13 protein-coding genes are annotated in these 12,324 nt (G+C 46.7%); 7 read left to right on the forward strand and 6 right to left on the reverse strand.

Annotation, left to right across the window (positions count from 1 at the left end):
• The first annotated feature begins 7 nt into the window (after window positions 1-7).
• Both M1D72_RS08115 and M1D72_RS08120 read left to right on the forward strand, forming a co-directional pair.
• Window positions 8-1,315, forward strand: a complete 1,308-nt coding sequence (locus M1D72_RS08115) for a TRAP transporter large permease (protein WP_390196350.1) — start codon at window positions 8-10, stop codon at window positions 1,313-1,315.
• A 145-nt stretch (window positions 1,316-1,460) separates the two neighbouring features.
• Window positions 1,461-2,228, forward strand: a complete 768-nt coding sequence (locus M1D72_RS08120) for an IclR family transcriptional regulator (protein ID WP_390196353.1) — start codon at window positions 1,461-1,463, stop codon at window positions 2,226-2,228.
• A 66-nt stretch (window positions 2,229-2,294) separates the two neighbouring features.
• Here M1D72_RS08120 and crp read toward each other — a convergent pair whose 3' ends face one another.
• From crp to M1D72_RS08150, 6 genes are all read right to left on the reverse strand, one after another.
• Window positions 2,295-2,927, reverse strand: coding sequence for a cAMP-activated global transcriptional regulator CRP (gene crp / locus M1D72_RS08125; protein ID WP_011079297.1), 633 nt, complete (start codon window positions 2,925-2,927; stop codon window positions 2,295-2,297).
• A gap of 243 nt (window positions 2,928-3,170) precedes the next feature.
• The gene (locus M1D72_RS08130; RefSeq protein ID WP_390196360.1) at window positions 3,171-4,040 is read right to left on the reverse strand and encodes a phosphoribulokinase; all 870 of its coding nucleotides are present in this window, start codon (window positions 4,038-4,040) and stop codon (window positions 3,171-3,173) included.
• Window positions 4,041-4,206: 166 nt separating this feature from the next.
• The gene (locus tag M1D72_RS08135; protein WP_456296576.1) at window positions 4,207-4,419 is read right to left on the reverse strand and encodes a YheU family protein; all 213 of its coding nucleotides are present in this window, start codon (window positions 4,417-4,419) and stop codon (window positions 4,207-4,209) included.
• A gap of 42 nt (window positions 4,420-4,461) precedes the next feature.
• Window positions 4,462-5,436, reverse strand: coding sequence for a hydrolase (locus M1D72_RS08140; RefSeq protein ID WP_456296577.1), 975 nt, complete (start codon window positions 5,434-5,436; stop codon window positions 4,462-4,464).
• Between the two features lie 10 nt (window positions 5,437-5,446).
• A complete protein-coding gene (locus tag M1D72_RS08145; protein WP_456296578.1) occupies window positions 5,447-5,926 on the reverse strand; it encodes a TIGR02444 family protein in 480 nt (159 codons plus the stop codon).
• Window positions 5,923-7,845 carry an ABC transporter ATP-binding protein gene (locus M1D72_RS08150; RefSeq protein WP_456296579.1) on the reverse strand — a complete coding sequence of 641 codons (1,923 nt, stop codon included), beginning with the start codon at window positions 7,843-7,845 and terminating at the stop codon, window positions 5,923-5,925. Before M1D72_RS08150 ends, M1D72_RS08145 begins: the two co-directional genes overlap by 4 nt.
• 146 nt (window positions 7,846-7,991) lie before the next feature.
• Here M1D72_RS08150 and kefG point away from each other — a divergent pair, with 146 nt between their 5' ends.
• From kefG to M1D72_RS08175, 5 genes are all read left to right on the forward strand, one after another.
• On the forward strand, window positions 7,992-8,561 hold the full coding sequence (gene kefG / locus M1D72_RS08155) for a glutathione-regulated potassium-efflux system ancillary protein KefG (RefSeq protein WP_390196372.1): 570 nt from the start codon (window positions 7,992-7,994) through the stop codon (window positions 8,559-8,561).
• Window positions 8,551-10,353 carry a glutathione-regulated potassium-efflux system protein KefB gene (kefB, locus tag M1D72_RS08160; protein ID WP_390196374.1) on the forward strand — a complete coding sequence of 601 codons (1,803 nt, stop codon included), beginning with the start codon at window positions 8,551-8,553 and terminating at the stop codon, window positions 10,351-10,353. Before kefG ends, kefB begins: the two co-directional genes overlap by 11 nt.
• A gap of 16 nt (window positions 10,354-10,369) precedes the next feature.
• Window positions 10,370-10,567: a YheV family putative zinc ribbon protein gene (locus M1D72_RS08165; protein WP_390196376.1), complete on the forward strand. Its 198-nt coding sequence runs from the start codon at window positions 10,370-10,372 to the stop codon at window positions 10,565-10,567.
• An 87-nt stretch (window positions 10,568-10,654) separates the two neighbouring features.
• Entirely contained in the window at window positions 10,655-11,173 is a 519-nt protein-coding gene (slyD, locus tag M1D72_RS08170; RefSeq protein ID WP_390196379.1) for a peptidylprolyl isomerase, read from the forward strand.
• Window positions 11,174-11,332: 159 nt separating this feature from the next.
• Window positions 11,333-12,274 carry an isoaspartyl peptidase/L-asparaginase family protein gene (locus M1D72_RS08175; protein WP_390196381.1) on the forward strand — a complete coding sequence of 314 codons (942 nt, stop codon included), beginning with the start codon at window positions 11,333-11,335 and terminating at the stop codon, window positions 12,272-12,274.
• Window positions 12,275-12,324: the final 50 nt, after the last annotated feature.

The raw sequence follows: 12,324 nt of genomic DNA on the forward strand, positions 1-12,324 counted from the left end.
GTAGGGTATGGACATTGCTTTAACAGCTGCCTTAATCATGTTTTGTGGTGTGGTGTTCTTTTTAGTCATTGGCGCGCCAATCGCGATTAGTGTGGGGATTTCTTCTTTTGCGGCCATGATGATGATCTTGCCTGCGCAAGGTGCGATGGTAACCTCTGCGCAGCGCATGTTTGTTGGCCTTGACTCATTTGCTTTATTGGCGATTCCCTTCTTTATTCTGGCTGGTAATATTATGAATAACGGGGGCATCGCGATACGGCTGATTAACTTTTCAAAGATTGTTAGTGGTTTCTTCCCGGGCTCTTTAGCGCAAACCAATGTGGTTTCAAACATGTTGTTTGGGTCGATCAGTGGCTCTGGCGTTGCTTCTGCGGCGGCAGTCGGCGGAATCATGTCACCGATTCAGCAAAAAGAAGGCTATGACAAAGCGTATAGTACCGCGGTGAATATCGCGTCAGCGCCTACCGGAATGTTAATTCCACCAAGCAATACCTTAATCGTCTATGCAACGGTTGCAGGTAGTGTGTCTGTCTCGGCTCTATTTATGGGCGGCTACATTCCCGGTATTTTATGGGGATTGGGCGTGATGATTGTCGCGGGTATCATGGCAAAACGCCGCGGGTACATCGCCAAAAATCGAATGACGTTGGCAGAGTGTATCAAAGTCTCATTGGAAGCGATTCCAAGTTTATCACTGATCATCGTGGTCATTGGTGGGATATTGGGGGGAATATTTACTGCAACCGAAGCTTCAGCGATTGCCGTGGTGTACGCCTTATTCTTGAGCCTATGTTATCGTTCCCTAGATTTTCGCACTTTGCCAAATATCTTTTTACAAACTGCGAAAATGTCGGCGATTGTGATTTTCATGCTGGCAACCTCTTCGATTATGTCGTGGGTAATGGCGTTCACGCAAATTCCAGGCATGATTGCGGATTTCTTATTGTCGCTGACCGACAACCCAATCATCATCTTACTGATCATCAATATTGTGCTGTTGTTTATCGGTACCTTTATGGACCCAACCCCAGCCGTATTGATCTTTACACCCATCTTCCTACCCATTTGTATGGGGTTAGGCATGGATCCCGTGCAGTTTGGTATTTTGTTGGTATTCAACTTATCGCTTGGTACGATCACACCGCCCGTTGGGCCGATACTGTTTACCGGCTGTAAGGTGAGTGGTATCAGTATTGATGCAGTGATTAAAACCTTACTACCGTTTTTCATCGTTATCTTTGGCGTGTTAATGCTGGTTACCTATATTCCAGCAATTTCGATGACGCTGCCTGAGTTGATGGGACTGATTAAGTAATCAATGAAACGTGAATAACACTTTGTTTATAGCCCCAATTTCGATTGGGGTTATTTGTTTTTTTGCTTGTTATTCAAGCCTGCAGGAATGATTGCAGGCAAAGAGTAGTGTAATCTAAGCCAACATTTGTCAAACGAACCTATCTATGGAACCGAGTAAAAAGACTGAGTATCGCGCGCCTGCCTTAGAGAAAGGGCTCGATATTCTTGAATTGCTGGCAGCCCATGGCGAGCCTTTAACCAAAAAGCAGATTGCTGACAGTCTAAATCGCAGCGTGAACGAGATCTTTCGAATGCTGTCGGTATTAGTAGAAAGGCAATACATTGAGTTTGATGCTTGGAGCTCAGGCTACTCGTTAACCTTAAAAATGTTTGCGTTGTCGAATCAACATCCACCAACATCACAACTACTAAAGCGCGCCGCGCCGCTGATGGAAGAGTTGTGCAGCAAAGTGAATCAATCTTGCCATTTGAGCAGTTATAAAAACGGTGAAATGGTGGTGATTGCTCGCGAAGAAAGCCCTTATAAAATGGGCTTTGGTTTGCGTTTAGGCTCAAAAATCGACATTTGCTCCTCGGGCTCCGGTATTGTTTACTTAAGCTTTAGTTCTGAGCAGCAACGTCAGCAAGTGTTAAGCCGTGTTGATGCGACTGAAGAAGAAATCGCGCATGCGCTTAGTCATGTTGAAGGAACTCAACAGCAAGGTTATTACGTGGGGGATAGCCCTCAGATTTCCGGGGTAACCAACATCAGTGTCCCAATCATTGGTGTGCAAGGGGACGTGTTAGCGGTGATTACGATTCCGTATATGACCTTGAATTCACGGACGGTTCACCATCATATTGAAGATATTGAAAATACCAAGCAAGAGTTGCTCAGTGTGGCTCAGCAGTTGAATCAAGATCTCTGCTAGCAGGCTTACCAATGCTTAGAAACAAAAAAGCCACCTGAGCGGTGGCTTTTTCTGACAGCAAATTGCTTAGCGAGTACCGTAAACCACGATGGTTTTACCGTGCGCTGAAATCAAGTTTTGCTCTTCAAGCATTTTCAAGATACGACCAACGGTCTCACGTGAACAGCCAACAATTTGGCCGATCTCTTGGCGAGTGATCTTAATTTGCATACCGTCAGGGTGAGTCATTGCATCTGGCTGTTTTGCTAGGTTAAGTAGCGTTTGCGCGATGCGACCAGTCACGTCAAGGAATGCTAGGTCACCAACTTTTTGGCTTGTCACTTGTAAGCGGCTTGCCATTTGCGCTGATAGGCGCATTAGGATGTCCGGATTCACTTGAATCAACTGACGGAATTTTTTGAATGAAATTTCTGCCACTTCACATGGTGATTTTGCACGAACCCAAGCGGTACGCTCTTGGCCTTCTTCAAACAAGCCAAGCTCACCGATGAAGTCACCTTGGTTTAGGTAAGAGAGAATCATCTCTTTACCTTCTTCATCTTTGATTAATACCGCAACAGAACCTTTAACGATGTAGTACAAGGTCTCTGCTTTTTCGCCCGCATGAATCAGCGTGCTCTTTGAAGGGTATTTATGAATATGACAGTGTGAAAGAAACCACTCTAATGTTGGGTCGGTTTGAGGTTTACCTAGAACCATAATATCTCACTTCCTCTGCAGGGTACGCTTGCTTCTTTTCCATATTGTAGCGAAGCTTTTAATACGAGCTTCCTAGAATAAGAGCACTTTAACAATGCTGCAAGCTATCTTGTGTTTCGGTAAGAAATAGTATCCTTTTTAGAAAACGATTTCTTGATTTTAATCGGGTCATACACCGATAAATCTACGCAAAAATGTGCACATGATCACGGTATGAAAAGTAATCACCAAATGTAGGAAAAATTACCCTATCTTTCCTGTCTCTATGAGCTGCTGTAGGAGCGGTCGAACGATCAACTCCATGGCAAAACTCATCTTACCGCCAGGCACCACGATGGTGTTATGACGCGACATAAACGACCCATCAATCATCGCAAGTAAGTACGGATAGTCAACATTTTTAATCCCTCTGAGGCGAATGACGACGAAACTTTCGTCCAAACTTGGAATCCCTTTGGCATTAAGTGGGTTGGATGTGTCGACCGTGGGGACGCGTTGGAAGTTGATATGGGTTCGTGAAAACTGCGGAGTAATGTAGTTAAGGTAGTCATCCATCGAGCGTACGATGGAATCCATCACGGCTTCACGCGAGTGACCTCGATCGCGTGTATCGCGGACAAATTTCTGAATCCACTCTAAGTTGACGATCGGCACCATGCCAATCAAAAAATCGACGTGCTGCGAGACATTCACGTCACCATCTACCACACCACCGTGCAAGCCTTCGTAGAATAAGACATCGGTATCACTAGGGAGTTCTTGCCAGGGAGTAAAGGTGCCCGGCATTTGGTTGTATGGGACGGCTTCATCAAAAGTATGTAAATAGCGGCGGATTTGTCCAACACCTTCATGGCCGTATTTACGAAAGAACTCCGCTAAGGCTTCGAAATCATTCGCCGCAGGACCAAAGTAGCTGATATGACGCCCCTGTTCACGCGCTTTACGAATTTCAACGTCCATTTCGGGACGCGTAAAACGGTGGAAGCTATCACCTTCAACCCAAGCGGGTTTAATGTTCATCATATTGAACATTTTGCGAAACGCTTCTGAAGTTGTGGTTGTACCGGCACCGGAAGAGCCCGTTACCGCAATGATCGGATGTTTTGCTGACATGACAAACCTTGTCTAATTGAATACCGTCCTGAAAGCCACCAAGTGTTGGCGACGATAAGCCGCTGGGTGATTTTTAACCCAGCCACTATAGCACGAAGTTATCGCATGTCATCGAATGGTATTCTGTAAATAAAATGAGACGCGTAAAAACGGTCAAAATGAAGCGCTAGAATTTATTTTTAACTTGAATATCAACTGATTCGTGCAGCTCTGAATAAACCACTACCGCTTGATTGGTTCTAAGTTGATGTTTGACCTGCTCTATTTTATGGTCAAGAGAGACTTCGGAACTGCCGTAATCAGTCCCTTCCCGCAGAACAAACTCACGAATTAAGTTATCCAATGTTTCTGGCGCGATGTCTTGCCATGGAACAATCATAAATACCTCGTTCTTTTATGATAAGTAACCCGTCGAGTTCTATTATGCCGTCTTTAAACTGCGATAGTAAGCGGGGAGTGTATCCTCAAGCCAAAATCGCGGTTTGAAAGCGCTACCTGAAACAAAGCCGACATGACCGCCATGGTCAAACAAGCGATAGTCGATATTCTCGGGTAGGACAAACTTAGGAATCACGGCATCGGTCATAAAAGGATCGTCTTTAGCGTGAATGATTTGAGTGGGCAGGGTGATGTCTTTGAGGCGATGGATGCCTGAGCACTTCTGATAGTAATCTTGAGCGTCATTAAAGCCATGCAGCGGGGCGGTAATCAAATCATCAAACTCAAACATGCGAGTAACGCGCTTGATGCTTTGATAGGTCACACCCAATTCACCTTTGAGCAGCTGATGTTTGCGTAAGGCGTTGCTTTTCATTGAACGCAATAAATAAGTGCGATAAACCTTAGAAAAGCCCACTTCCATCTGTTGAGAACAGGCGGAGAGATCCAACGGTGCAGAGATGAGCGTTGCCGCATCTAAAAGTGGTGTGGTGGCGTAGTTAGCTAGATAGTTGGCGAGCATGTTGCCACCAAGCGAAATGCCTGCGGCGACTTTACGCTGCTGAGGAAAGAGCTGGTGGAGGTACTCTAAAAATAATCGCGCATCTTCCACTTCCCCGGAATGGTAGGCGCGGGCAAGACGATTGGGCTTACCGCTGCAGCCTCGAAAATGCATCATTACTGCTAGCCAACCTTCCTCGGCGAAGGCGTGCATTAACCCATTGGCATACGGACTGTAAAAACAGCCTTCTAACCCGTGAAACAAAACAAAAATCGGCTTGTTTTGAGCACCATCACTTTGCCAGTCCTCACTCCAAGCAAGATCGAGAAAATCGCCATCGGGCGTATCAATGGTTTGCCAATGCGGTTCAAACAGAGCACGCTTTCGAATAAAACGCGGCGCTAAGGTTTGTAAATGTGGGTTGGTTAATCCAGTTGCTGCGATAAAGTGCGTCATAAGTATCCGTTTACAAATGAGGGTTTTCAGCCGGAGGAGTGCAAAACGCTGTATAAAGGTGCTCCCCTCCTAATTGGCGACAGTAGCGCAGTGTCAGAGAGTCTCCGTGATTGGTGGTCAGCCCAAGTTGATTGATGCAATTGACTAGGTCTGACTGTTGCTGACGCTCCAGTTGCAATTCAAATTGTAGTGATTCGCGATACAGTGTATCTGGCAGGTGCGATTTGAGCTTTTTACGCAGTTCACGGTAACTATGCAGTAAGGTCTCAGACCGACCAAGACAGGCTTCGAGCTGAAGCCACTGCTGATCATGGATAGTGATGTGCTGAACGTCGAGCCATTTCAGCAACATCAATAAATTCACGTTACCATTGAACTGGTTTTGTAGCTTTAAGCATGCTTCTTTGACTTCTCTAACACTGTAATATTGTAAGCTAAATTGCCATAAACGCTCTAAGGTTAAAGAAACTCGAACCTGCTCATCACTCATTCGTCATTGAACTCCTCTTCCATGGTTTCCAGCATTTCTTGCTCGGTCATCCACTCCATTTCAACACTTTCTAGTTCCGCTTTCGCCTGAGCTTGCAGCGAAAGTATCTCATTCAGTTTAGCCTTATTTTCGAGTTCATACAGACTGTTGTCTGCAAGCTGAGACTCTGCTTCGGCTAATTGCTGGTTGAGTTTGTCCATCTGCGCTTCCAGTTTTGTTAACTGTTTACGAATTGGTGCGGTTAATTTACGGAACTCCGCCTCGCGACGTTTTTGCTCTTTACGATTGGCTGCGCTGTTGGCGGTATTCTTTTCGGGTTGCTGTGCTTGTGCTTCTTTTCGCAGCACTTTTTGTTGCTCTGTCAGCCACTTGTAGTAATCGTTGAGATCGCCATTAAAAGGGGCGGCTTGGCGATCATGGACGAGGTATAAATCGTCGGCAGTCGCGCGCAGTAAGTAGCGATCGTGACTGACAATCACCATTGCCCCCTCAAAGGTTTGCAGCGCCATCGTTAAGGCTTGACGCATATCGAGATCCAAATGGTTAGTCGGTTCATCGAGGAGTAACAGGTTCGGCTTTTGCCACACAATCAAAGCCAGCACTAAGCGAGCTTTTTCCCCGCCAGAAAAAGGGGCTACTTTTTCCAGTGCTTTGTCACCTTGAAACCCAAAACTACCTAAGTAATCACGCAGTTGTTGCTCGGTATGACTCGGGGCGATTTGCATCATGTGCTGCAATGGTGTTTCTTCGGGGTGCAGGGTTTCCAATTGATGCTGAGCAAAGTAGCCAATTTTCACACCTTGTGAATAGCGAAATTCACCAGACATCGGGTTTAAGTCGCCAGACAGCAACTTAATCAGCGTTGATTTACCTGCGCCATTTCGTCCGAGAAGTCCAATGCGGCTACCCGGGACCAAATTCAGACGGATTTTATCTAGAATCAGATTATCGTCATAGCCGGCTGATACCTCATCCATCATCAAAATTGGGTTGGGCAGTGCGGCTGGTTCGCGAAACTCAAAACTAAATGGGTTATCAAATTGAGCTGGTAACACTTTCTCTAAGCGATCAAGGGCTTTAATTCGGCTTTGAGCTTGGCGAGCTTTTGACGCTTTATAGCGGAAACGGTCGATATAACTTTGCATGTGCGCCATTTGTTTTTGCTGTTTCTCAAACTGGGCTTGTTGGAGAATCATTTTTTGTGCGCGCTGCTCTTCAAAAGATGAGTAGTTGCCGGTGTATTCGTTCAGTTGCTGGTTTTCGACGTGAATGATTCGTCCAACAATGGGATCAAGAAAGTCACGGTCGTGAGAGATGAGAATCAGAGTACCAGGATACGTTTGCAGCCAGCGTTCGAGCCACATTACCGCATCAAGATCTAAGTGGTTGGTTGGCTCATCGAGAAGCAGTAAGTCAGAGCGACACAATAGGGCTTGAGCTAGGTTAAGACGCATCCGCCACCCACCCGAGAATTGGGTGAGATTCCAATCCATTTGCTCTTGGCGAAAGCCCAAACCATCGAGCAACTCAGCAGCTCGGGCTCGAATACTGTAACCCCCAATGGTTTCGATCTTGCCATGCAGTTCAGCCACCAATGTGCCGTTATCTTGTTGCTCGGCCACCGCTAATTGGCTTTCGAGTGCGCGATATTCACGGTCACCGTCGATCACATATTCCAGAGCCGTGCGTTCTAAGGCGGGGGTTTCCTGTGCAACCCAAGCTAATTCCCACTGACTCGGCAGGTTAAATGACCCAGCATCAATGCTTAGTTCATCTTTCATTAAGGCAAACAGTGTAGACTTACCACAACCGTTTTTGCCAACCAGGCCGATTTTGTCACCTGGATGGATGGTCGCGCTGGCCTGATCAAGAAGAGGTTTGCCACCGCGCAGTAATTGGATGTCAGAGAAGATAATCATAGTGTGTCGACTTTTGGTTTCCGCTTATCGTCCCGCATAGTAGGGGCATTGACTGAAAAAGTCGATTATTGCGTTATTGATGACAAAAACGTATAACAAACTGATAACCAAGATCGAATTCATTTATAGGGTGGGCGAATAAGGGAATGACACAGGCACGTACTACGCAACCCAAGGTGTTGGTGATTTATGCGCATCCAGAACCTAATAGCTCCATAGTCAATCAAGTATTGATAAATCGCATTCAAGCGCTCGATCATGTCACGGTGCATGATCTTTACGGTAATTATCCTGATTTCTTTATTGATGTGCATATCGAACAACAAAAATTGCTCGAACACGATGTGATTGTGTTTCAGCACCCTCTCTATATGTATTCGTGCCCAGCGCTGTTGAAAGAGTGGCTTGACCGCGTACTGAGTAAAGGCTTTGCTTTCGGCGGGGGGAATGCCATGCAGGGCAAGATTTGGCGGAGCGTCATTTCGACAGGGGGGCGCGAAGAAGCCTTTGGTGAAGAAGGCTATAACAAGTACCCGCTCGAACAGATTCTTCAACCTTTCGAGTTGACGGCCGCGTTGTGTCGTATGACTTGGCTTGATCCTTTGGTGCTGTACTGGTCGCGTAATGTTTCTGATCTCGAGCGAGAGCAGCACGCTGAACAATATTGTCACTGGTTACAAAGTCTCTCGCCATTCGGAGGTCAGAATGCAGGCTGAAAGTGATTTCCTGGTTATTGCAATGGTGTTTTTAACCGCGGCAGTAGTGGCGGTACCCGTCGCTCAGCGGATGGGAATGGGCTCAGTGATTGGTTACTTACTCGCGGGTGTGACTATCGGGCCTTGGGGACTCGGGCTCATCAACGACGTTGAAGCCATTCTCCATTTTGCTGAATTTGGTGTGGTGCTGTTACTGTTTTTGATTGGTCTTGAGCTGAATCCGAAAAAATTGTGGCAAATGCGAGGTCCTATTTTAGGTCTTGGGGGCGCACAGGTGGTGGTAACCACGGCGATGATCGCCAGTGTCGTTAACTTAATGGGGCTGAGCTGGCAAATTAGCCTCGTGATTGGTATGGGTCTGGCACTGTCTTCTACCGCCATTGCTTTGCGGGTGATCGAGGAGCAAGGCTTAGCGCGTACTGAAACTGGGCACTCGGGTTTTGCGGTATTGTTATTTCAAGATATTGCCGTGATTCCAATGCTGGCCTTTATGCCGTTATTGGCGGGCAGTTCCGGTGGTGATTGGCAAGATGCCGTCTGGATGCTGGTTGGCGTGATCGGACTGATGTTCGGAGGGCACTTTTTACTGCGACCACTTTTCCGTTATGTGATAGCCAGTGGCGTACAAGAATTATTTACGGTTGCGGCTCTATTGATGGTTATTGGCATCGCGTTAATGATGCAAAAGCTTGGTCTTTCTATGGCGTTAGGTGCCTTTCTAGCCGGGGTACTTTTGGCCGAGAGTGAATACCGACATGAGCTAGAAATTACCATTGAGCCGTTTAAAGGCTTGCTCTTAGGGCTGTTTTTTATTGCGATTGGTATGGCGGTCAACTTGGGCTTGTTGGTTGACCAGCCCTTGCTGATTATTCTATCGGTCATTGGCTTGGTGGTAGCAAAGGGTCTAGTGCTGTACCTGCTTGCGAGAATCACCGGAACGCGCTCTAAAGCGCGTAGTCGTATGGCGGCGATATTAAGTCAAGGCGGTGAGTTTGCCTTTGTTATCTTTACCGCGGCGAGTTCAGAAGGATTACTCGATAAATCACAAACAGAACTGCTGCTGGTGATTGTGAGCTTGTCGATGGTGACCACTCCTCTTTTGCTCACCGCGCAAAACCGTTGGTATGCGCGAGGCTTTAACCAGCAAGAGGATGATGAAGACGTTAAGCATAACGAGCTGCCTAATAGCCAACCTAGAGTGATTATTGCCGGGTTTGGGCGCTTTGGGCAAATCGTTGGTCGTTTGATGTATGCCAACAAAATTAAGTTGACGGTATTGGAAAGCGATCCGAGTCAAATTCGTCTGCTTAGAAAATATGGCTACAAAGTATTTTATGGAGATGCCACTCAGTTACATTTACTGCGTTCAGCGGGCGCCGATGAAGCTGAAGCACTGGTCATATGTACGGATTCGCCGGATGAGATCGTAAAAATTGTCGAACTGTGTCAACAGCATTTTCCTCATCTCAAATTGCTGTCTCGAGCTCGAAGCCGCGTCGAAGCTTATCAGCTCCTGAGCTACGGCGTGGTGAATTACTCACGAGAAACGTATCTGGGCGCGTTAGATTTAGGACGCCAAGCTTTGGTTGAACTTGGGATGCATCCATATCAAGCGAAGCGCGCCGAAGCACATTTTCGTAAGTTAGATAATGCTATGCTTAAAGAGTTAATTCCTCAGCATAATGAGGATAAGAAGTTAGCTCTGCGCGCTAAAGAAGCTCGTAAAGAGTTGGAAGAGATCTTTGGTCGCGAAATGGAAAGCGACCAACAATCAAAGCATTATTGGAATTAGGAAGTAGGTACTTAAGGTGGCCAAAAAGAGATTCATTGCTGGAGCCAGTTGTCCCAAATGTCAGCAACAGGATACGTTGCGCTGGTGGATCGAAAATAACATCGAGTTAGTTGAATGTGTTGACTGCGATTATACCGAACAGCGAAAACCCCAGTCTGTGGAACAAGCGGGTCATAGTGAACAACAAATGATCGGAATTTTTAAGCCAGATTGATTGAGTTTCGCTGTCGGATCTTCATAATACGCGGGTAAATACATTGATCTTGAGTCCAATCCTCAAGCCAGATGCCTCGGAGCAAATATGAAAATTGAAAATAACGTAGTCGTTAGTCTTGCGTACCAAGTGAAGTTAGAAGATGGTGCGGTTGTTGACCAATCAACAGTAGACGCGCCACTTGATTACCTACACGGTAACAACAATCTGATCCCTGGTCTTGAGAAAGCCCTTGAAGGTCAAGCGGCAGGTGATAAGTTCTCTGTGACTGTAGGTCCAGAAGAAGCGTACGGTGAACACAGCGATGCGCTTGTTCAACGTGTTCCTGCGAACGTTTTCCAAGGCGTAGACCAAATCGAAGTGGGTATGCGTTTCCTTGCGGATACCGATCAAGGTCCAATCCCAGTTGAAGTTACTGACGTTGATGGCGACGAAGTCGTGGTTGACGGTAACCACATGCTAGCGGGCCAAACCCTAACATTTGACGTAGAAGTGGTTGCAGTTCGTGAAGCGACTCAAGAAGAGCTAGACCACGGTCACGTTCACCAAGCGGGTGATCACGACCACGGTCATGAGCATGGCGAAGGTTGTGGCTGCGGGCACTAATTCGCAACTCGCTTAATCACATCGAGTTTCAAAAAGGCGCACTGGGTAACCTGTTGCGCCTTTTTTGTGTCTGCGTTTGGCTCCACTTTACTACTTGCAATCGTTTTGCTTTAGCCGCATCCTCAAATAAAGGACTTTTTCTATTTGTCAGGAGCTTATATGACACAGCCATTCTCAATCGCCATTCATGGCGGAGCAGGAACCATCGTTCGCGAACAGATGAGCGAAACGTTAAAAACCGAGATTTTATCCGCGTTAGAAACGTCGGTCCGGGCTGGTTATAAGATACTTGAGCAAGGTGGCGATGCGCTGGATGCGGTTACCGCAGCCGTTCTAATACTTGAAGACTCACCTCATTTCAACGCCGGAAAGGGCTCTGTGTTTACTCACCAAGAGATCGTTGAGATGGATGCGTCCGTGATGCATGGTGCGCATAAACAAGCAGGTGCCATTGCTGGCGTTCGACATATCAAAAATCCTGTGTGCTTGGCGCGCGATGTTTTACGTAATAGCCAACATGTATTTTTGATCGGAGAAGGCGCAGAGGCGTTTGCTTTTGAGCAAGGCTATTCATTTACCGAGCAAGATTACTTCTATACCGACCGTCGGTATGAGCAGCTACAAACGATGAAAGAAAAAGGGGCATTTGCCTTATCGGAATCGAAATTTCCCGATGATCGTAAGTACGGAACGGTTGGCGCCGTTGCACTTGATCAGGCTGGTAATCTTGCTGCCGCGACCAGTACCGGGGGAATCACCAATAAGAAATACGGACGTGTTGGTGACTCTGCACTGATTGGGGCTGGAACGTATGCAGAAAACGGTAATGTCGCTGTCTCAACGACGGGAATGGGCGAGTACTTTATTCGACAAACCGTCGCGGGCGATGTCGCGGCACGTATGCGCTATCTTAAGCAAGATTTGCAAACGGCGTGTGATACGGTGATTAATGGTGAGCTCAAGGCGATGGGGGGAGAAGGCGGCTTAATCGCTGTGGATGGTGCGGGTCAAATTCATTTTGCGATGAATAGCTCTGGTATGTACCGAGCATCTATTGATGCTCAAGGGGAAGTTAGTATAAAAATCTACGCAGACGAGTAACTCTATTTCTCAGCAGTATGAAATATTGTCCAATCAGACTGTTACTGCTG

Source organism: Vibrio sp. AK197 (assembly GCF_053903115.1).